The following is a 19,616-nucleotide window of genomic DNA, read 5'->3' as shown; positions in this document are numbered from 1 at the left end:
ATGGACCGTCCGCCCGCCCAGCTCCCCGCACCCCAGCGGCCGCACCCGCACCCGTCCGCCCGCCCGGTGACCCGCCGCACCCTGCTCGCCGCCTCCGCCGGAGCCGTCGGCACCCTCGGCCTGGCCGCCTGCAACCCGGGCACGGCGGGCACCCCCGCCGACGCCGGTGCCGCCGCGTCCGCCACCCCGCAGCGCGGCGGCCGACTGCGCGCCCTGTTCGCGGGCGGCGGCGCCAACGAGACCCTCGACCCCCACCTGGTGAACCTCTTCGCCGACGCCGCCCGCGCCAAGGCGCTCTACGAGAAGCTCGCCGACTCCGGCTCCGACCTCGCCGCCGTCCCCCGCCTCGCCACCGGCTGGGAGTCCAACGCCGGCCTCGACACCTGGACCGTCCGGCTGCGCGAGGCCGCGTTCCACGACGGCCGCCCGGTCACCGCCACCGACGTCCTGTACAGCTACCGCCGAATAGCCGACCCCAAGCGGGCGTTCCGGGCCAGGGCCTCGCTCGAACCGGTCGACCTCGCCGCCAGCCGCGCGGTCGACGCCCGCACCGTCGAGTTCCGGCTCAAGCGCCCCTACGCCGAATTCCCCAACGTGCTGGCCGCGTTCGGCGCCTACATCGTCCCGGACGGCACCGAGGACTTCCGGCAGCCGGTCGGCTCCGGCCCGTTCTCCTTCGTCTCCTTCAAGCCCGGCACCTCGCTGCTGGTCCGGCGCTTCGACGGCTACTGGGACGGCGCACCGCACCTCGACGAGCTGGAGATCCTCGGCGCCGCCGAGGAGTCCGCCCGCGCCAACGCCCTGCTCGCCGGACAGGCCGAGTACGCCCACGAGTTGACGCCCGCCACGGCCCGCGCGCACGAGCACGGCGGCCGGATCGGCATCGTCCGGCTGCGCAACAGCGCCATGCAGGGCTTCGTGATGAAGACCGACCGGCCGCCCTTCGACGACGTCCGGGTCCGGCAGGCGTTCTTCCTCATCGCCGACCGGCGGGAACTGGTCGACGGCGCGCTCTCCGGAGCCGGCGAGATCGGCAACGACCTGTTCGGCAAGGGCGCCCAGTACTACCCGGCCGGTCTCCCGCAGCGCACCCAGGACCTCGACCGGGCCCGCACCCTGCTGCGCGAGGCGGGCGCCGAGGGCCTGAAGGTCACCCTCGACACCTCCCCGGTCGCGGCCGGGTTCGTCGAGGCGGCCGGCATCCTCAAGGACCAGGCCGCGAAGGCGGGCGTCACCGTCGAGGTCAAGGTCGGCAGCAAGGACACCTACTGGAAGGACATCCTGGACGGCGGCGTCCTCGCCTCCTACCGCTCCGGCGCACTGCCCATCGAGTCGCACATCTCCCAGCGGCTGCTGTCCGACTCCACCACCAACGCCACCCACTGGCGCCGCCCGGACTTCGACGACCTCTACACCCAGGCCCAGTCCACGGCCGACCCGGCCGCCCGCGCCGCCCTCTACGAGCGGATGCAGCGCCGGCTGTACGACGAGGGGGGCTTCCTGATCTGGGGCTTCGCCGACTGGATCGTCGGCACGGCGCAGCGCCTGCGCGGCGTCTCCGCCGAGGCCCCCGCCAACACCCTGGACTGGGCCAGGTTCGACAAGGTCTGGCTGGCATGACGACGCCGCTGCGCGGCTGGGCCCGGCGCCGGCTGCTGCTCGGCGCCGGGCAGGTCGCGGCCGTCCCGGTCCTGGTCTTCGTCCTCACCGAGGCGCTGCCCGGCGACGCCGCCGTCACCATCGCCGGCGACGACCCCGACCCGGCAAGGATCGCCGCGATCCGTGCCGCGCTGCGGCTGGACCGGCCGGCGCTGGAGCGGTTCGCCGACTGGGCGGGGGAGCTGGCCCGCGGCGACCTCGGCCGCTCGCTGGTGAGCGGCCGCCCGGTCGCCGACTCCCTCGCCGACGGCCTCGGACCGACCGTCCTGCTGGCCTCGCTCACCCTCGTCCTGCTCGTCCCCACGGCGGTCGGCCTCGGCATGCTCGCCGCCCGCCGCGAGGGCGGCCCGCTGGACCGCGTCATCAGCACCGCGACCCTCGGGGTCTACGCGGTACCGGAGTTCGCGCTCGGGGTGCTGCTCACCGCGGTCTTCGCGCTGCGTCTCGGCTGGCTGCCGCCGACCGCCGTCGGCGGTGTCGGGCAGCAGCCGGCGGTGCTGGTCCTGCCGGTGGTGGTGCTGCTGGCCCGGCCGGTCTGCTCCATCGCCCGCCTCGTCCGGGCCGGCCTGATCGAGGCGACGGCCGCCCCGTACGCCGTCCACGCGCTGCGCTGCGGCGTGCCGCCGGCCCGGGTCCGCTGGACGCACGCGCTCCCCAACGCGCTCGCCCCGGCCGCCCAGCAGCTCGCCCGCACCGCGGACTGGCTGCTCTGCGGCGTGATCGTGGCCGAGGCCCTGTTCGTCGTCCCCGGTCTGGGCACCGTCCTGCTGGACGCCGTCGCCGCCCGCGACGTCCCCGTGGTGCAGGGCCTGGCGGTGCTGTTCGGCGTGGTGACGGTGGTCCTCAACCTGGCCGCCGACCTGGTCGCCCGCAGGCTGGCCCCGCGCGCCGAGGTGGCCGTGTGACCGGCGCCCGTGAGCCAGCCCCGGTCCGTCCCGGGGCCCGTGCGGCCGCCCGTCCGCCCGCCGGAGCGGCCCCCGGCCGCGCCGCCGGGCCGCCGAGGGGCGTGACGGCGTGAGGAAGTACGCGCTCGGCACCGCCCTGATCGCCGTGCCGCTGCTGCTCGCCCTGGTCGGACCGCTGGTCGCGGGGGAGCCGGGGCCGCGCGGGGTGTCGTTCACGTCGGGCGGCGGGCACTGGCTGGGCACCGACTTCACCGGCCGCGACGTCTGGCGCCAGGTCCTGCTCGGCGGGCGGTCGGTGGTGCTGGTGGCGCTCGCCGCGACGGTCCTCGCCTACGCGCTGGCGCTGCCACTGGCGCTGGCCGCCGCGCTGACCGGGCGGACCTGGGTGGAGGAGCTGCTGCTGAGGCCGCTGGACGTGCTGATCGCGGTGCCCTCGCTGCTGCTGGTGCTGCTGGTCGCCACGGCGCTGGCACCCGGTCCGGGCGGCCTCGCCGTGCTGGTCGGGGCGGCGGCGGTGCCGGACGTCGCGCGGGTGGTGCACGCGGCGGCGGTGGAGGCGGCGGCCCGGCCGGTCGTGGAGGCGCTGCGGATGCACGGGGAGTCGTGGTGGCGGATCGCCTTCGGCCAGGTCGCCCGGACGATCCGCCGTACGCTCGCCGCCGACGCGGGCACCCGCCTGGTCGGCGCGCTCTACCTGGTCGCCACGGCGGCCTTCCTCGGGGTCGGCGTGCAACCGGACGCCGCCGACTGGGCGGTGATGGTGGACCGCAACCGGCCGGGGCTGTTCCTCCAGCCCTGGGCGGTGGTCGTGCCGGCGCTGCTGGTGGCCGGGCTCTCCACCGGAACCAACCTGCTGTTCGACGCCGCCCTGCACGGGGCCGGCGGGAAGGGGGTCCGGCGGTGACCGGAACGGAGTCGGCGGCGGAGTCGGCGGGCGTGGACCGTCTGCGGGTGGCGGTCGGTGCGCGGGTGCTGGTGGACGGCGTCAGCCTGCGGGTCCGGCCCGGCCGGGTGACCGCGCTGGTGGGCCCGTCCGGCAGCGGCAAGACCACCACCGCGCTCGCCCTGCTCGGCGTGTACCCGGACGGCGCGCAGGTGACCGGCGCGGTGCACGGCGGCGCGGTGCACGGCGGCCGGGTGGACGGCGGCGCGCGGCACGGCGGGCCGGTGCGCGTCGGCTACGTGCCGCAGCATCCGGCGACCGTGCTCAACCCGGCCCGCCGGGTCGGTGTGCTGCTGCGCGACCTCGCCCGGGTGCACGGCGGCGGCCCGGGCGCCGTCCGGCGAGCGCTGGAGGGCGCCGAACTGGCCGACGTGGAAGGGGTGTTGCGACGGTACCCGCACCAGCTCTCCGGGGGTCAGCAGCAGCGCGTGGTGATCGCCCAGGCGCTGCTGACCGGAGCCCGGGTGATCGTCGCCGACGAGCCCACCACCGGTCAGGACCCGCGCACCGCCGCCCGGGTGACCGCCCTGTTCGGCCGGCTCGTCGCGCGCGGCACCGGGCTGCTCCTGCTCAGCCACGACCTGGGCGCGGTCAGGGAGTTGGCGGACGAGGTGGTGGTCCTGGAGGCGGGCCGGGTGGTGCGGACCGGTCCGCCCGCCGAGGTCCTGCCGGTGCCCGAGGGACCGGCGCCGCCGGGGCCGCAGGGGTCGCCGAGTCCGCCGAGGCCGCGGGTCCCGGCGAGGTCGGGCCGCCCGGCACCGGCGCCGGGCCCGACAGCGGCGCCGGGCCCGACAGCGGCACCGGGCCCGGTCCGGCTGTCCGTCACCGGCCTCACCGCCCGGCACCCCGGTGGCGCGGCCGTGCTGCACGGCGTCGGCCTGACGCTGCGGGCGGGGGAGTGCCTCGCCCTGGTCGGCCGCTCCGGCAGCGGCAAGACCACCCTGGGGCGCTGCCTGGCCGGCCTGCACCCGCGCCACGACGGCGAGCTCCGCCTCGACGGCGAGCCGCTGCCGCGCAGCGTCCGGCACCGGGGGCGGCGGCGGTTGGCGGCCGTCCAGTACGTCTTCCAGGACGCCCGGAGCACGTTCGCCGACCACCGCCCGGTCCTCGACCAGGTGGCCCGGGCGGCGGTGCGCCTCCGCGGCCGCCCGCCGTCCACCGCGGCCGACGAGGCCCGGGCGGTGCTGGCAGAGCTGGGCCTGGACCCGGCGAAGGCGGCCCGTCCGCCCGCCGGCCTCTCCGGCGGCGAACTCCAACGGGCCGCCCTGGCACGGGCGCTGGTGGTCGACCCGGCGGTGCTGGTCTGCGACGAGATCACCTCCGGACTCGACGCCGCCGCCCGGGAGGCGATCCTCGCCGGCCTCGCCGGGCGGCGGGACCGCACCGGCCTCGCGCTGCTCCTCATCTCCCACGACCCGGCCGCCGTGGCCGCGCTGGCGGACTCGGTCGTCACCATGGCGGAGGGCCGGCTGGCCGCCGGCCGACCCGTCCCGGCGGCGCAGTGGCCGGAGTGTCGGACCCCCGGGCTAGTGTCGCCGTCATGAGCACCGTGACCGCACCCGTCCCCGCCCCCGAGGCGCTCGCCGCGCTGGTCGACGTCCTGGCCGCCCGGGCGGGGGCCGACCACGGCGGGTCCGGCCCGGACGCCGCCGCCCTCACGGAGACGGCCCGCCGGGCGTTCGCCGCCGAGCGGCCCGGACCGCTTCCGGACCACTGGTGGCTCGCCGTCCCCGGGGAGACGTACGAGGCGGCGTTCGAGGCCCTCGGCCTGCACGACCGGATACCCGTCACCGTCCGGTACGGCCTGGCCGCGCAGGAGGACGACGGGAAGGACGACCCGGAGGAGGTGCACCGGGTGTTCGTCACGCCCGAGTACGCGGGCTGGCGCCTGATCTACGCCGAGTCGCCGCTGCGGGAGACGACGTGGTGGCCGCACGAGGTGGTGGAGCGCCTCAGCGCCGCCTGCGGCCGGGCCCAGGTCTTCTTCCAGGACCCTTTCGCCGACTCGGTCATCTGGGCGGCGGCCGAGCACGGCACGCTGGTCCGCGGCTACTGGCGCGGCGAGGACCAGGAGTGGACGGGGGAGCGGCTCCCCTGGGAGCCGGTGGAGGACGACCCGGACGAGGACGACTTCGACGGCGGAGAGCCCAACGCCTCCCTGGTGGACTCGATCGGCGCGGCCGCGGCCGGCCTGTCCGTCGATCCGGCGGCCATCACCGCCGGGACGCCGGTCCGCGGCCACGGCTGGCTCGCCCTGACCGCTCCGGGCGCGGGTCACGGCGGCTTCGAGCTGGATCCCGTGCTCTGACCTGCGCTTCCGCGCCCGTCCGGCACCCGGCGCCGCCCGCCGGAACGGCGCCCACCGCCGGCCCCGCACCCGCCGTCGACCGGACCTTCGGCACGGGGGCGCGCGCCCGGTCCTCCCGCCTCCCAGCCCGGCCCCGCTCCCGCACGCGCGCCGGTCCTGCGTGCCGTGCCGCGCCCGGGTCGTCTCGTCGGCCTAGGCTGAACCCGCCCGGGCGGCCGGTCGGCCGTGGGAGTCGGGAGGGGCCCGGCGGCCGGGACCAGGAGGTGCGCGATGGGCAGCGGTGAGGCGACGGCCACGGTGCGCTGTGTGGCGGCCGTTCCGTGCTGGGTGAGCCTGGCGACGCGCGATCTCGACGCGGCCGAGGCGTTCTACGGGCCGCTGCTGGGCTGGGAGTTCGAGCCCGCACCGGACCGCTTCGGCCCGTACGTGCACGCGGTGACCGGAGGGGAGGCGGTCGCGGGGCTCGGCGTGGCGGGCGGCGACTGGGCCATGCCCGTCGCCTGGACCAGCTACTTCGGCACCGAGAGCGCCGACGCCGCCGCCGACGCGGTTCGTGAGCGGGGGGCGACGCTCGCCGTCGGCCCGCTCACCTTCGACGCGGGGCGGGTGGCGTTCGCCGCCGATCCGGCGGGCGCGCTGTTCGGGATCTGGGAGGGCCCGCCGGGCCGGGCCCGGCAACTGGACCTGCCGGGCGCACCGGTCTGGATCGAGCTGCGCACACCGGATCCGTTCGCGGCCGCGCTCTTCTACGGCGAGGTGTTCCGCTGGGACGGCCGGGACCCGGAGCGGTTCGAGGTGCGCTGGGAGCACGACCGGGTGGTGCTCCGGGCGGAGGGGCACAGCGTGGCCGCCCTCGCGAGGGAGCAGGCGGGCGGCCCGGCGGGGTTGCCCCCGCACTGGGAGGTGTCGTTCTCGGTGCCGGACACCGATGCCGCGCTGGCCAGGGCGGAGGCACTGGGCGGGACGGTGGTCGGCCCGGCCTTCGACTCGCCCTACGGCCGGGTGGCCCGGCTCCAGGACCCGGAGGGCGGCCGCTTCGCGGTGATCAGCCCCAAGCGCTGAGCTCCGGGTGACGGTGGCGCCTCCCGCGCGGACCGTGGTGTCAGATCGCCGTGGGGGCCGCCGGCAGACCCCTGGGGCGGGTCTCCCCGGGTCACGGCCCGGCTTCGGCGATCTCCGCCCGTGTGGTGCGCAGCCGTTCGGCGAGGGCGGCACGGGTATCGGCCGGCAGGGCCTTGCGGGCTGCTGCGTAGAGCTGTTCCTCCTCCGTCGCCAGGTGTCGGCGGAGGAGTTCGGCGAGGCCCTGCAGCAGGGTGCCGGCGGTCGGGTCCCCGGGCGGGAGTCCTTGCAGGTCGGAGAGGTACTGGCCGATCGCCAGGTGGTCGTGGATGCACCGGAACACCAGCGCCCCGCCGTCGGGCACGTCGTGCTGGACGACCGGGAACAGGTGCTCCTCCTCGGCGGCGCAGTGGCTGAAGAGCAGATCGGTGAGGAGTCCGGCGGCCTCGTCCAGCTCGGCGGACGCCTCCGCGGTCCCCGCCGGGCCCGCGGCTCCCGTGGAACCGGGGGTATCCGCCGTCCCCGCTCCGTCCGGCTCCTCCGGTGCTCCCGGTGCCTCCGGTGTCGCGGAGCCCGCCCCGAGCCCGGCCTCGATCCGGGTGAGCAGTTCCTCCACCGCCCGGTGCTCCGCGGTGAACTCGTCCAGGATGTCCGGCCTGCGGCTCATGGCGCGCCCGCCTCCCGTCCGGTCTCGTCCGGTCTCGTCCGATGGGTGCCGATGTGTCCCGATACCCCCAGTATCCGGCGTCGCGGTTCGCACCCGGGCGGCCGTCCGGTGACGGAGCAGGTCAGGGGCGGTCCCGGCGCCCGGTGAGGGCGAGCAGGCGGGTCTGCGGGCCGGCGTCGGCCGGGACGGGGAGCGGCGGGTCGAAGAGGCCGCTGCCGGAGAGGTCCCCGTAGCCGGTGTACTCGCCGAGCGCGAACTCGACCAGCCCGGCGGGCAGCCGGGTGCGCCGGCCGATGCCCTCGGCGAGGTCCCAGGCGTGCACGACGGCGTCGGCGGTGAGCTGGTCCAGGTAGTACTGCCCGGAGACGTCGCCGAAGGACAGGTGGACGGTGAGTTCGGTGGCGCCGGACACGGCGAACGCGTCGCGGGCGGCGTCGGCGGCGGCCGTCCAGGCGGCGACCGGGTCGGTGCCGAGCACGTCGCCGTCGAACCGGCCGCCGACCTCCGAGACGGTCGAGCCCATCAGCAGCTCCGGCACCCAGAGCTGCTCGGCGGTGAGGTGGTTGACCAGCTCCCGGACGGACCAGTCGGCGCACGGCGTGGGCGCGTCCCACTGGTCGGGGGTGACCAGTCGCACGCGGTCGCCGAACGCGGACAGGGCCTCGGTGTACGGGGTGTCCGGCCGGGCCGCCTTCCGGTGTTCCCTGCGGTGAGCCATACCTCCACCCTGCCCCGCCGCGCCCGGCCCCGCGCGCCGGTGCCCGGTTCGGCCCGCCGGAAATCCGTGTGGCCCGGCCGGGAAAGGGTGACGTGCCCTGTCACTTTTACCGTGGACGATCGACGACATGAACCGTGAAACCACCACCCCCGACGACGGCCGGAACGGCCCGCTCTCCGGTCGGATCGCACTCGTGGCCGGGGCCACCCGCGGTGCCGGGCGCGCCCTCGCCGTCGAGCTCGGCCGCGCCGGCGCCACCGTCTACGTCACCGGACGCACCACCCGCACCCGGGCCAGCGAGGTCGGCCGGAGCGCGGAGACCATCGAGGAGAGCGCGGAGCTCGTCACCGCGGCCGGCGGCACCGGGATCGCCGTCCCCACCGACCACCTCGACGAGGAGCGGGTCCGCGCCCTCGCCGAGCGGATCGGGCGCGAGCAGGGCCGCCTCGACATCCTGGTCAACGACCTGTGGGGCGGCGAGCACCTGCTCACCCGTTCCGTGTTCGGCAGGAAGAGCTGGGAGACGCCGCTCGCCGACGGCCTGCGCATCCTGGAACTCGGGGTCCGTTCGCACGTGATCACGGCGGCGCTCCTGCTGCCGCTGCTGATCCGGTCCGACGCGCCGCTGCACGTGGAGGTGACCGACGGCACGGCGGTCTCCAACCGCCGCTACCGCGAGAACATGTACTACGACCTGGCCAAGAACGCCCCGATCCGGCTGGCCTTCGGGCTGGGCCAGGAGCTGGCGGAGTACGGGGGTGCGGCGGTGGCGGTGTCGCCGGGCTTCCTGCGCTCGGAGCAGATGCTCGCCCACTTCGGGGTCGCCGAGGAGAACTGGCGCGACGCCATCGCCCGGGAACCGGCCTTCGCGATCGCCGAGTCGCCGAGCTACCTCGCACGCGCGGTCGCGGCACTGGCCGCCGACCCGGACCGGGCCGCCCGCTGGAACGGCAGGTCCACCTCCAGCGGGGAGCTCGCCAGGGCGTACGACGTGCGGGACGTGGACGGCAGCCGGCCCGACGCCTGGGCCTACTTCGAGGACGTCACCTACGGCGGGAAGGACGGCTCGCCCGACGACTACCGCTGATCCCCGGGGTCGTCCGCCCCGTAGAGGGCGGCCAGGGCCGACGCGCGCTCGCGGAAGCGGGCGCGCAGGCCCGCCGGGGCCAGCACCTCCACCTCGGCGCCCAGCCTGGACAGCTGGTCGAACGCGACCTCGTCCGACTCCGCCGGTACGTCGAGCGTGACCCGCCCGGCGGCGTCCGGCCCGCTCGCCGAGGCCAGCGCCTCCTCGACGCCGGCCGCGTCGATGACGGCGGGCAGGCGTCGCAGGCCCCACCCGGTCAGCCGCACCGTGACGCTCGTGCGCAGCAGCGCCCGCGCGAACCCGGCGGAGCGCTCCTCCCAGTGCGCCGCCAGGTCGAAGGCCGGATCACGGACGAACGGCTCCTCGGCGTGCGGAGCGGGGGCGAGGGCGGTGATGCGGTCGACGCGGTAGGTGCGCCAGGCACCGTCACGTTCCCGCCCGGCCGCCCCGCCCGGGGTCCGTCCGTCCGCGCTGCCGGGAGTACGGTCGGCCGCCCCGCCCGGGGTCCGTCCGTCCGCCCCGCCGGGAGCGCGGTCGGCCGGCCCACCCGAGGCCCGCAGGTCCGCCCCGCCGGGAGCGCGGTCGGCCGCCCCGACGGGGACGCGGCCCACCAGGTACCAGACGCCCGCCTTCAGGACCAGCCCGTACGGCTCCACCACGCGCGTCACCGCGGCGGGCGGGGAGCCGTCCCCGCCCGCTCGGGCGTACGACAGTTCCACGGTCCGGTCCGACCACACCGCGCGGGCCAGTTCCGGCAGCAGCCGCGGCGCTCGCGGCTCGCGGAACCAGGCCGGGGCGTCGAGGTGGAAGCGGCCTCTGGACGACTCGGCCGCCGTGCGCACCGACGGGAGCAGGGTGGCCGTCAGCTTCAGCCGGGCCGCGCTCGCCTCGTCCGCCAGTCCGAGGTCCCGCAGGGCCGTGGGCAGGCCGGACAGGAAGAGGGTCTCGGCCTCGGTGGGGTGGAGCGTGGTGAGCCGGGTCCGGTAGCCCGGTGGCAGGTGGTAGCCGCCCACCCGGCCGCGCTCGGAGCGGACCGGGATGCCCGCCTCCTGCAGGGCCTGGGCATCGCGGATCACCGTCCGCTCGGACACCTCCAGCTCGCGGGCGAGGGTGGCGGCGGTCACGCCGGGGTTCGACTGGACGAGGAAGGCCATGCGGATCAGGCGGGCGGCACGCATGCGCCAATGATCACCAACCCGTTGGACGGGTGCGCTACCGGCCCCGCCCGGCCGCCCGGGGGCTTCGGCGCCTCCGGCGGCGGGAGCGCCGTTCCCCGGTGCGCCCCCGTGCGCCGGTCTACACCACTCCTTGACTCGCCCACGCCAAATCTCCTCGTGCGAGCTGGTTGTTCAAATTCAAACTTCCAGGTACGGTCGAACAGCGCTGGTTCGAATTTGAACAACCAGCTTCCTCGACCGACCCCCCATCGATGGAGACGCGCATGCCGAGCAGCAGCCCGAGCACGACCGCCCCCACCACCACCTCCGCTTCGGCCCGGGCGATCCCCGGGGCCGGGGTGGCCTCACCGCACGCCTACGACGTCGGCCTGCTGCTGCTGCGCGTGGTCCTCGGCCTCACCATGGCCGCCCACGGCAGCCAGAAGCTGTTCGGCTGGTTCGGCGGCGGTGGAATCGACGGCACCGGTCATTTCTTCGACAAGAGCGGGTACCCGGCGCCCAAGGCCATGGCCGTCGTGGCCGGTCTCACCGAGGTCGGCGGCGGGCTCGCGCTCGTGGTCGGCCTGCTGACCCCGCTGGCCGCCGCCGCGATCCTCGGCACCATGCTCAACGCCCTCGCGGTGACCTGGAGCAGCACCTTCTTCGCCGCCAAGGGCGGCAGCGAGTACGAACTGCTGCTGATCGCCGCCTCCGCCGCGCTCGCCCTGACCGGTCCCGGCCGCTACGCCGTGGACCGCTACCTGCCCGTGGTGCGCTCGCACCGGCTGGTGTACGGCGCGGGTGCCGTGCTGGTCGGCCTGGTGACGGCCGGCGTGGTCCTGCTCGTGCGCAAGTGACGGACCCGCACCTCGACGGTTCGCCGCCCCGCGGCGGGGAGCCGGGCGCGAGGTCCTGAGCCACCGGGTTCCACGAGGGGCCACCGGTCATCCGACCGGTGGCCCCTCGCGCGTCCGCGTCGGCCGCCGTGCGCGCGACCCGCCTCCGACCGGTTTCGCCTCCCGCCGGACCCGCCTCCGACCGGTTTCGCCTCCCGCCGGACCCGCCTCCGACCGGTTTCGCCTCCCGCCGGACCCGCCTCCGACCGGTTTCGCCTCCCGCCGGACCCGCCTCCGACCGGTTTCGCCTCCCGCCGGACCCGCCTCCGACCGGTTTCGCCTCCCGCCGGACCCGCCTCCCGCCGGACCCGCCTCCCGCCGGACCCGCCTCCGGCCGGACCCGCCTCCGCCCGGGCCGCCCGTTCCTGACGCCCCGGCACCGCACCCCGTCGGCCGGTGCCGTCCGGCACCCCCGCCGACCAGCGCCTCCGCCCCTCCACGGCCGCCTCCGCGAACCGAACGCCCCTCGTGGATGAGGCCGTTCGCTTTTCGTCCGTTCCGGGGCCTTCCCCTCGTCATGTGATGTGTGCCATTGTACATGTCACACTCCCCACCGGTGCTCGACGGAGCCGCCCCACGGCGCCGTCGCAACGGTCCTCACCTCCCACCGGCCGCGCCCCCAACGCGGCCGATCAGGCCCGGAGGCCCCCACGTGAGAGCCGCACGCCCTCTGCACCAACTACCCCACATCGCCAGGCTGCTGACGCTCGCCCTGGCGCTGCTCCTGTCGGTCGGCCTGTTCGCCCCGCGCAGCCAGGCCGCCCCCGTCCCGGCCTCGCCGCCGCCCGGCGGCGGCTCGCCCGCCACCTCGGCCGCCCCCGCCGACCCGGCCCCTCAGCCGGCCATCGGCGAGACGCCCGACGACCACGGCAAGAACCGGCCGGTGTCCGCCAATGACCGCGCCCCGTTCTCGACCACCGTGCCCGACAAGGCCGACAGCCCGTCGAAGGCCGCCAAGGACAATGCTCTCGCCAAGAGCTTCGGCGAGAGCGCGGCCGCGGCGGTCGCCGAACAGACCTGCAACGTCTCCGACTTCACCGGACGCACCGGCGGCGCCCTGGTCCAGGCGATCAAGGCCGCCGACCTCGGCTGTATCAACGACCTGTTCGTCCTGACCGGTGGTGACGCCAGCGGGGCCTTCCGGGAATCCCAGATGACCACCGTGGCGTACGCCCTGCGCGACAACGCCGCCGCCTACCCGGGCGACAACTCCACCTCCACCGCCCAGTTGGTGCTCTACCTGCGCGCCGGCTACTTCGTGCAGTGGTACCACCCGGCCGACGTCGGCACCTACGGCACCGCCCTGCAGACCGCGATCCGGTCCGCACTGGACGGCTTCTTCGGCAGCTCCCACTCGCGTGACGTCACCTCCGCCAACGCCGGCACCCTCGGCGAGGCGATCACCCTGATCGACAGCGCTCAGGAGAACGTCCGCTACCTCCCGGTCGTCAAGCGGCTGCTGGGCGACTACAGCGCCGCCACCCACAACCCGGCGGGGATGGGCAACGCGCTCAACAGCGTCTTCACCGTGCTCTGGCGCGGCCACCAGACGACCGGCTTCGCCGACGCCGTCCAGGCCGACCCGGGCGTGCTCGACGCGCTGTACTCCTTCGCGAGCTCCAACAACGCCCAACTCGGCGGCGACTACAGCTTCCTGGTCTACAACGCGACCCGCGAGCTGGGCCGCTTCCTGAAGTACGAGCCGCTCCGGGCCAAGGTCCGGCCGCTGGAGAAGGGCCTGGCCGACCAGTCCTCGCCGTCCGGTCGCACCGCCTACCAGTGGGCGGCCGTCGCGGAGATGGCCGAGGCCTTCGACCCGGGCAACTGCTCGTACTACGGCACCTGTGACTCGGTCAACCGGCTCAAGTCGGCCGTCCTGACGGTCAACTACACCTGCAGCCCGAGCATCCGGATCCTCGCCCAGGCCCTCGACGCGGGCCAGCTCGGCACCGCCTGCTCCAGCCTGACCTCCCAGGACGCCTACTTCCACACGGTGGCCAAGGACAACGGCGCGGTGGCGGACGACCGGAACACCACCATCGAGGTCGTGGTCTTCCACTCCCGGTTCGACTACGGGGTGTTCGCCGCGAGCATCTACGGCATCGACACCAACAACGGCGGCATGTACCTGGAGGGCAAGCCCGCCGAGGCCGGCAACCAGCCGCGCTTCCTCGCCTACGAGGCCGAGTGGGCGCGCCCCGACTTCCAGATCTGGAACCTGAACCACGAGTACACCCACTACCTCGACGGCCGGTTCGACATGTACGGCGACTTCGACGCCGGCATGACCACCCCGACCGTCTGGTGGGTCGAGGGCTTCGCCGAGTACGTCTCCTACTCCTACCGCAAGGTCTCGTACGACGCGGCGGTCTCCGCCGCCGGCCTGCACACCTACAAGCTCTCCACCCTCTTCGACACCACCTACAAGAACTCCGACAGCGAGCGGGTCTACCGCTGGGGCTACCTGGCCGTCCGCTACATGCTGGAGCAGCACCGCAGCGACATGGACGCCGTGCTCGCCAAGTACCGCACGGGCGACTGGGCCGGCGCCCGCACCTACCTGACCAGCACCATCGGCACCCGGTACGACGCCGACTTCGACCGCTGGCTGACCGCCTGCGCCGCCGGCGCCTGCAACACCCCCACCCCGGGCAACCAGCCGCCCACCGCCGCCTTCGGCACCGCGATCGGTGAGCTGGCCGTCACCTTCACCGACCGCTCGACCGACACGGACGGCAGGATCACCACCCGCGCCTGGGACTTCGGCGACGGCACCACCGCCACCACCACCAACCCGACCAAGTGGTACACCAAGGCGGGCACCTACACCGTCACGCTCACGGTGACCGACGACAAGGGCGCCACCGCGACCGCCCGGCAGGACGTCACCGTGGCGGGTCTGCCCGAGTGCTCCGGCGCCGACGTCCGGCAGATGGACAAGAACTGCCGCCGCAGCAACCTGGCCGCGACCACCGGCAACTACACCCACTTCTACCTGTACCTCCCGGCCGGGGTGAAGCAGCTGAAGCTGACCAGCACCGGTGGCACCGGCAACGCCGACATGTACTTCAACACCGGCAGCTGGGCCTACACCAACGCGTACACCGCCCGGTCCGTCAACGCCTCCAACAACACCGAGACCCTCACCATCGCCAACCCGCCCGCGGGTTACGTGTTCGTCAGCCTGTACGCCCAGCAGGGCTTCTCCGGCGCGAACATCAAGGCCGAGTACTGAGGACCGGACGGCGCCTGACGGCGCCGGCCGATGCCGGCCGACGTCCGCCGACCGATCGCCGACCGATGACGGCCGGCGGCTGAGCGGCCGGCGACGGCAGCACGACCACCCGGGTGCCCCCGGCGGTGCGCGACGCACCGCCGGGGGCACCCTCCTGTCCGGGCCCGGTCCCTACGCGCCGACCCGGACCAGCGCCAGCGTGATGTTGTCCGGTCCGCCGGCCTCGATCGCGGCCTTCCAGAGCGCGAACGCCGCCCGCCCGTCGGCCCGGCCGGGCTCCTCGGCGGGGCGGTCCAGCAGGTCGAACAGCTCGTCCTCCGGCAGCGGGTCGGTCAGCCCGTCACTGCACACCAGGTACCGGTCGCCGACGGCCAGCGGCGTGCAGCGCACGTGCGGTTCGACGAAGGTGAGGCCGAGCGAGCCGCCGAGCGACTGGGTGACCAGGGCGGTGGTGCGCCGACCGGGCGGCAGGGGAGGGCTGTCGTCCACGCTGACCCGGCGCAGCCCCGTCCCCTCGATCCGGTAGACCCGGCTGTCGCCGACGTTGAAGACGACCGCCTGGTCGGTCAGCAGCACGACCCCGGCCACCGTCGTCCCCATCGCGGCCAGTGCCGGATCGTCGGCCGCCGCCGCGTACACCGCCCGGTTGCACTCCTGGAGCGCCTCCCGGACGGTCTCCTCGCCGTCGAGGTCCGGCCCGGCCGCCGCCAGCCGCCGGGCGACCAGTGCGCTGGCGACCTCGCCGCCGGGGTGGCCGCCGAGGCCGTCGGCGACCGCGACCACGCAGGGCGGGCCGAGCGGGAAGAGCATGGTCTGCGGGTTGGTGGTCACCGTCGCGCAGAGGGTCCACGGCCCGACGGTGAGGCTGTCCTCGTTCCGTTCCCGCACCAGGCCCTCGTGGCTCAGCGCGCTCACCTCGATGTAGGCCGTCATCGGTTCGCCGTCCTTCCGGAGCTCCGGCCCGGCCGCCCCCTCCGACCCCTCCCATTGTCGCGCGCCGGGCCTGCGCCGGCGGCTCCGCCCGAAGGTATTGCACCGATCGATCCAAAAAGGCTACGGTGCTGCCATGGCGAGACCGCGCACCTTCGACGAGGACCGGGCGCTGGACGCGGCGATGCGCGCGTTCTGGGCGAACGGCTACGAGGCCACCTCCACGCAGGACCTCTGCGCGGCGACCGGCCTCGGGCGGAGCAGCATCTACAACACGTTCACCAGCAAGCACGACCTGTTCAAGCGGTCGCTGGCCCGCTACATCGACCTGATGACCATCCCGCAGATCGCCCTCCTGGAGGACGCGGAACTCTCCCCGTCGGAGCGGATCCGCACCCTGTTCGACCGGATCGTCGACGCCGAGTTCGCACTGCGCCCGGAGGGGCGCAGCGTCGGCTGCCTGACCGTGAACACCATCGTCGAACTGGCCGGGCGCGACCCGGAGGCGGCCGCGATGGTGGCCCGTGACCAGGAGATCCGGCTGGTCGCGCTCCGCGAGGTGCTGGCGGCCGGGCAGCGGTCGGGCGAGATCGCCGCGCGGCGTGCCCCGGGTGACCTCGCCCGGTTCCTCAACGCGGTGATCGGCGGGATGCGGGTCGCCGCCCAGGGCGGGGCCGACCGGGCGGCCGTCGAGGCCGTCGCCGCGACGGCACTGGACGCGCTCGCCCCCTGATCCCTCCGGGGGTGCGCCCCGCCTTCCCCGTGCCCGCCGGCCGGGTCCGCGCCCGTCGGTCGGGTCCGTGCTCGGGGCCGAACGCGTCCGCCGGTGAACGGGGTTCCGTCGCCGACCCCCGGTGTCTCGCCCTGCCCTGATTTTGAACCGATCAATCCAAAACATCCGTCCACACCACCGGGAGCACTTTCCATGCCACGTGCCGTGTACGTCCTCGCCCTCGGCATCTTCGCCATGGTGACCAGCGAGTTCGCCGTCGCCGGGCTGATGCCGCAGCTGGCGGAGGGCCTCGACGTCACCGTCCCGCAGGTCGGCTACCTGATCACGGCCTTCGCCGTCGCGATGTCCTTCGGCGGGCCCGTCCTCACCGCCGCACTCCTGAGGGTGCGTCAGAAGCGTGCTCTGATGCTCGTGTTCGCGATCTTCCTGATCGGGAACGTGCTCGCCGCGACCGCCTCCGGCTACCCGGTCATGCTGGCGGCCCGGGTGGTCACCGGCGTCGCCGCGCAGGCCTTCTTCGGCGTCTCGATCTCGCTCAGCGCCCAGCTCGCCCGCCCCGAGGTCCGCGGCCGGGCGATCGCCGTCGCGATGAACGGCCTGATGCTCGGCACCCTGCTGGGCCTGCCGCTGGCCACCGTGATCGGGGATCACCTGGGCTGGCGGGCCGCCTTCTGGGCGGTGGCCGCGCTCACCGTGGCCGCCGCGCTCTGCACCCTCCTCGGCGTGCCCGACGTCGACCACGCCGAGGGCGGCGGCTCCGTCCGCTCCGAGCTGGGCGTCTTCCGCAATCCGCGGCTCTGGCTGGTCTTCTCCACCAGCACCCTGGTCATCGGCGCGACGTTCGCCGCGTTCAGCTACGTCAACCCGATCCTCACCGAGGTCACCGGCTTCGCGGCCGGGTCCGTTCCGCTGCTGCTGGTCGCCTACGGTGCGGCCACCGTCGTCGGCAACACCGTGGTCGGCCGGTTCGCCGACCGCCACGCGGTGCCCGTGCTGGTCCTCGGCCTCGCGCTGAACGCCGCGTTCCTCGCGGGCTTCGCGCTCTTCGCCCACCTGCCGGTGCCGGCCGTGGCCTTCCTGCTCGGCGTCGGCCTGGTGGGGGTCACGATGAACCCGGCGATGGTCTCCCGGGTCCAGCGCACCGGAAACGCCCGTCCACTGGTGAACACCGTCCACTCCTCCTTCATCACCCTGGGCATCATCGTCAGCACCTCGTTCGGCGGCCTCGCCATCGACGCCTGGGGCCTGCGCGCACCGCTCTGGCTGGGCGTGGCCCTGGCGCTCGGCGGTCTGCTCACCCTCCTGCCGGAGGTCCTGTCGGCCCGCCGTGCACCCGCCGCCGCCGACCGCGCTCCCGAGCTCCACCGCGCCGCGTCCGGCGACCGTGCGGTCGCGGTCGCGGCCGCGGACGGGGATCCGGGCGCCGGGGGGAATACCACCGGGGCAGCCGGTGCTAAGGTGGTTGAAACTTTGACGATCGGATCCTGAAGCCGGGATTCACCAGGAGTGTGGTGAGCAGCATGCAGTTCGGAATCTTCACCGTCGGCGACGTCACCCCCGACCCGACCACGGGCCGCACCCCGACCGAGCACGAGCGGATCAAGGCCATGGTGGCCATCGCGCGCAAGGCCGAGGAGGTGGGCCTGGACGTCTTCGCGACCGGCGAGCACCACAACCGGCCGTTCGTCCCGTCCTCGCCGACGACCATGCTCGGCTACATAGCCGCGCAGACCGACCGCATCATCCTCTCCACCTCGACCACGCTGATCACCACCAACGACCCGGTGAAGATCGCCGAGGACTACGCGATGCTCCAGCACCTCGCGGACGGCCGGGTGGACCTCATGATGGGCCGCGGCAACACCGGCCCGGTCTACCCGTGGTTCGGCAAGGACATCCGCCAGGGCATCCCGCTCGCGATCGAGAACTACGCGCTGCTGCACCAGCTGTGGCGCGAGGACGTGGTGGACTGGCAGGGCCGCTTCCGCACCCCGCTGCAGTCCTTCACCTCCACCCCGCGCCCGCTGGACGGCGTCGCGCCGTTCGTCTGGCACGGCTCGATCCGCAGCCCGGAGATCGCCGAGCAGGCCGCCTACTACGGTGACGGCTTCTTCGCGAACAACATCTTCTGGCCCAAGGAGCACTTCCAGAAGCTGGTCGAGCTCTACCGCGAGCGCTACGCCCACTACGGGCACGGCACGGCCGAGCAGGCGTACGTCGGCCTCGGCGGCCAGGTGTTCATGCGGAAGAACTCGCAGGACGCGGTGCGCGAGTTCCGCCCGTACTTCGACAACGCGCCGGTCTACGGGCACGGGCCCTCGCTGGAGGAGTTCACCGACGAGACCCCGCTCACCGTGGGCAGCCCGCAGGAGGTCATCGAGAAGACGCTGACCTTCCGCGAGTCCTTCGGCGACTACCAGCGCCAGCTGTTCCTGATGGACCACGCCGGCCTGCCGCTGAAGACCGTGCTGGAGCAGCTGGACCTGCTCGGCGAGGAGGTCGTCCCGGTGCTGCGCGCGGAGTTCGCCAAGGGACGCCCGGCCTCGGTCCCGGACGGGCCGACCCACGCGGCCCGGGTCGCGGCCGAGCTCGCCGGACAGGGCGGGCGGCAGGAGCAGGGCGCGAACGACGAGCAGTACGGGACCACGGAGGTGTCCAAGTGACCGCGTACCGGCTGGTGGTGGTCAGCGCCGGTCTGAGCAAGCCGTCCTCGACGCGCCTGCTCGCCGACCGGCTGGCCGAAGCGACGGTCCGTCAGCTCGGCTCCACCGGGCGGCCGGTGGAGGTGACGGTGGTCGAACTGCGCGACCTCGCAACCGACATCGCGCACAACCTGGTCACCGGCTTCCCGAGCGCCGCGCTCCGCGGGGCGATCGAGGCGGTTACCCGGGCCGACGGGCTGATCGCGGTGACACCGATCTTCGCCGCCTCGTACAGCGGGCTGTTCAAGTCGTTCTTCGACGTGATCGACCCGGACGCGCTCACCGGCAAGCCGGTGCTGATCGCCGCCACCGGCGGCACGCCCCGGCACTCGCTGGCGCTGGAGCACGCCGTGCGCCCGCTGTTCGGCTACCTGCGCGCGGTGGTCGTCCCGACGGCGGTGTACGCCGCCACCGACGACTGGGGCACGGCGGGGGACCGGCTCACCGACGGCCTCCCCGGGAGGATCGACCGGGCGGGCGGCGAGCTGGCCGCACTCCTGGGCGGTCGCGTGCCGGCGGCCCGGCCGGAGCAGCCGGGGCCGGCGTCCGGCAAGGCGGCCGAGGCCGTGGTGCCGTTCGCCGAGCAACTGGCGGCCCTGCGGGTCTGACCCCGCGGG

At 74.8% G+C, this 19,616-nt stretch carries 17 protein-coding genes; 13 read left to right on the top strand and 4 right to left on the bottom strand.

Going from position 1 to position 19,616, the window contains the following annotated elements:
- The 6 genes from OG550_RS08165 (at position 1) to OG550_RS08140 (ending at position 6,877) form a co-directional block, all read left to right on the top strand.
- Positions 1 to 1,620 carry an ABC transporter substrate-binding protein gene (locus tag OG550_RS08165; RefSeq protein ID WP_327676002.1) on the top strand — a complete coding sequence of 540 codons (1,620 nt, stop codon included), beginning with the start codon at positions 1 to 3 and terminating at the stop codon, positions 1,618 to 1,620.
- Complete coding sequence (locus tag OG550_RS08160; protein WP_327676001.1) at positions 1,617 to 2,564, top strand: ABC transporter permease; 948 nt, start codon at positions 1,617 to 1,619, stop codon at positions 2,562 to 2,564. The genes OG550_RS08165 and OG550_RS08160 overlap by 4 nt, the downstream gene beginning before the upstream one ends.
- Before the next feature lie 109 nt (positions 2,565 to 2,673).
- Positions 2,674 to 3,468 (top strand): ABC transporter permease subunit, encoded by a 795-nt coding sequence (locus tag OG550_RS08155; RefSeq protein ID WP_327676000.1) that lies wholly within the window; start codon positions 2,674 to 2,676, stop codon positions 3,466 to 3,468.
- A complete protein-coding gene (locus OG550_RS08150) occupies positions 3,465 to 5,051 on the top strand; it encodes an ABC transporter ATP-binding protein (RefSeq protein WP_327675999.1) in 1,587 nt (528 codons plus the stop codon). The genes OG550_RS08155 and OG550_RS08150 overlap by 4 nt, the downstream gene beginning before the upstream one ends.
- A complete protein-coding gene (locus OG550_RS08145) occupies positions 5,048 to 5,815 on the top strand; it encodes a hypothetical protein (protein ID WP_327675998.1) in 768 nt (255 codons plus the stop codon). Before OG550_RS08150 ends, OG550_RS08145 begins: the two co-directional genes overlap by 4 nt.
- Before the next feature lie 270 nt (positions 5,816 to 6,085).
- Positions 6,086 to 6,877, top strand: a complete 792-nt coding sequence (locus OG550_RS08140; RefSeq protein WP_327675997.1) for a VOC family protein — start codon at positions 6,086 to 6,088, stop codon at positions 6,875 to 6,877.
- Between the two features lie 91 nt (positions 6,878 to 6,968).
- Here OG550_RS08140 and OG550_RS08135 read toward each other — a convergent pair whose 3' ends face one another.
- Together OG550_RS08135 and OG550_RS08130 are read right to left on the bottom strand one after the other, a co-directional pair.
- Entirely contained in the window at positions 6,969 to 7,541 is a 573-nt protein-coding gene (locus tag OG550_RS08135) for a hemerythrin domain-containing protein (protein ID WP_327675996.1), read from the bottom strand.
- Positions 7,542 to 7,662: 121 nt separating this feature from the next.
- Complete coding sequence (locus OG550_RS08130; protein WP_327675995.1) at positions 7,663 to 8,259, bottom strand: TIGR03086 family metal-binding protein; 597 nt, start codon at positions 8,257 to 8,259, stop codon at positions 7,663 to 7,665.
- Between the two features lie 127 nt (positions 8,260 to 8,386).
- Between OG550_RS08130 and OG550_RS08125 the strand changes: the two genes are divergently transcribed.
- Positions 8,387 to 9,346: an SDR family oxidoreductase gene (locus tag OG550_RS08125; protein ID WP_327675994.1), complete on the top strand. Its 960-nt coding sequence runs from the start codon at positions 8,387 to 8,389 to the stop codon at positions 9,344 to 9,346.
- Here OG550_RS08125 and OG550_RS08120 read toward each other — a convergent pair.
- Positions 9,337 to 10,524, bottom strand: coding sequence for a helix-turn-helix transcriptional regulator (locus OG550_RS08120; RefSeq protein WP_327675993.1), 1,188 nt, complete (start codon positions 10,522 to 10,524; stop codon positions 9,337 to 9,339). The two genes, OG550_RS08125 and OG550_RS08120, sit on opposite strands and share 10 nt — an antisense overlap.
- Positions 10,525 to 10,787: 263 nt before the next feature.
- Between OG550_RS08120 and OG550_RS08115 the strand changes: the two genes are divergently transcribed.
- Positions 10,788 to 11,360: a DoxX family protein gene (locus OG550_RS08115; protein ID WP_327675992.1), complete on the top strand. Its 573-nt coding sequence runs from the start codon at positions 10,788 to 10,790 to the stop codon at positions 11,358 to 11,360.
- A gap of 691 nt (positions 11,361 to 12,051) precedes the next feature.
- Positions 12,052 to 14,634, top strand: a complete 2,583-nt coding sequence (locus OG550_RS08110; protein WP_327675991.1) for a collagenase — start codon at positions 12,052 to 12,054, stop codon at positions 14,632 to 14,634.
- A 171-nt stretch (positions 14,635 to 14,805) separates the two neighbouring features.
- Here OG550_RS08110 and OG550_RS08105 read toward each other — a convergent pair whose 3' ends face one another.
- Entirely contained in the window at positions 14,806 to 15,567 is a 762-nt protein-coding gene (locus tag OG550_RS08105; protein WP_327675990.1) for a PP2C family protein-serine/threonine phosphatase, read from the bottom strand.
- Positions 15,568 to 15,700: 133 nt separating this feature from the next.
- Between OG550_RS08105 and OG550_RS08100 the strand changes: the two genes are divergently transcribed.
- The 4 genes from OG550_RS08100 to OG550_RS08085 all read left to right on the top strand — a co-directional run bounded on the left by OG550_RS08100 (position 15,701) and on the right by OG550_RS08085 (position 19,607).
- The gene (locus tag OG550_RS08100; RefSeq protein ID WP_327675989.1) at positions 15,701 to 16,297 is read left to right on the top strand and encodes a TetR/AcrR family transcriptional regulator; all 597 of its coding nucleotides are present in this window, start codon (positions 15,701 to 15,703) and stop codon (positions 16,295 to 16,297) included.
- Between the two features lie 192 nt (positions 16,298 to 16,489).
- Complete coding sequence (locus OG550_RS08095) at positions 16,490 to 17,785, top strand: MFS transporter (protein WP_327675988.1); 1,296 nt, start codon at positions 16,490 to 16,492, stop codon at positions 17,783 to 17,785.
- A gap of 32 nt (positions 17,786 to 17,817) precedes the next feature.
- On the top strand, positions 17,818 to 18,960 hold the full coding sequence (locus OG550_RS08090) for an LLM class flavin-dependent oxidoreductase (protein WP_327675987.1): 1,143 nt from the start codon (positions 17,818 to 17,820) through the stop codon (positions 18,958 to 18,960).
- Complete coding sequence (locus OG550_RS08085; protein ID WP_327675986.1) at positions 18,957 to 19,607, top strand: FMN reductase; 651 nt, start codon at positions 18,957 to 18,959, stop codon at positions 19,605 to 19,607. Before OG550_RS08090 ends, OG550_RS08085 begins: the two co-directional genes overlap by 4 nt.
- The last annotated feature ends 9 nt before the right edge of the window (positions 19,608 to 19,616 follow it).

The sequence above is a fragment of the Kitasatospora sp. NBC_00458 genome (assembly GCF_036013975.1).
Lineage (GTDB): Bacteria > Actinomycetota > Actinomycetes > Streptomycetales > Streptomycetaceae > Kitasatospora.
This window is presented reverse-complemented; position numbering and strand designations above follow the sequence as displayed.

What these genes read in the sequence shown, in the direction of transcription:
- OG550_RS08165 (WP_327676002.1), top strand. Translation starts at nt 1, where the DNA reads ATGGACCGTCCGCCCGCCCAGCTCCCCGCACCCCAGCGGCCGCACCCG.
- OG550_RS08160 (WP_327676001.1), top strand. Translation starts at nt 1,617, where the DNA reads ATGACGACGCCGCTGCGCGGCTGGGCCCGGCGCCGGCTGCTGCTCGGC.
- OG550_RS08145 (WP_327675998.1), top strand. Translation starts at nt 5,048, where the DNA reads ATGAGCACCGTGACCGCACCCGTCCCCGCCCCCGAGGCGCTCGCCGCG.
- OG550_RS08140 (WP_327675997.1), top strand. Translation starts at nt 6,086, where the DNA reads ATGGGCAGCGGTGAGGCGACGGCCACGGTGCGCTGTGTGGCGGCCGTT.
- OG550_RS08135 (WP_327675996.1), bottom strand. Translation starts at nt 7,541, where the DNA reads ATGAGCCGCAGGCCGGACATCCTGGACGAGTTCACCGCGGAGCACCGG.
- OG550_RS08130 (WP_327675995.1), bottom strand. Translation starts at nt 8,259, where the DNA reads ATGGCTCACCGCAGGGAACACCGGAAGGCGGCCCGGCCGGACACCCCG.
- OG550_RS08125 (WP_327675994.1), top strand. Translation starts at nt 8,387, where the DNA reads ATGAACCGTGAAACCACCACCCCCGACGACGGCCGGAACGGCCCGCTC.
- OG550_RS08120 (WP_327675993.1), bottom strand. Translation starts at nt 10,524, where the DNA reads ATGCGTGCCGCCCGCCTGATCCGCATGGCCTTCCTCGTCCAGTCGAAC.
- OG550_RS08115 (WP_327675992.1), top strand. Translation starts at nt 10,788, where the DNA reads ATGCCGAGCAGCAGCCCGAGCACGACCGCCCCCACCACCACCTCCGCT.
- OG550_RS08105 (WP_327675990.1), bottom strand. Translation starts at nt 15,567, where the DNA reads ATGACGGCCTACATCGAGGTGAGCGCGCTGAGCCACGAGGGCCTGGTG.
- OG550_RS08100 (WP_327675989.1), top strand. Translation starts at nt 15,701, where the DNA reads ATGGCGAGACCGCGCACCTTCGACGAGGACCGGGCGCTGGACGCGGCG.
- OG550_RS08095 (WP_327675988.1), top strand. Translation starts at nt 16,490, where the DNA reads ATGCCACGTGCCGTGTACGTCCTCGCCCTCGGCATCTTCGCCATGGTG.
- OG550_RS08090 (WP_327675987.1), top strand. Translation starts at nt 17,818, where the DNA reads ATGCAGTTCGGAATCTTCACCGTCGGCGACGTCACCCCCGACCCGACC.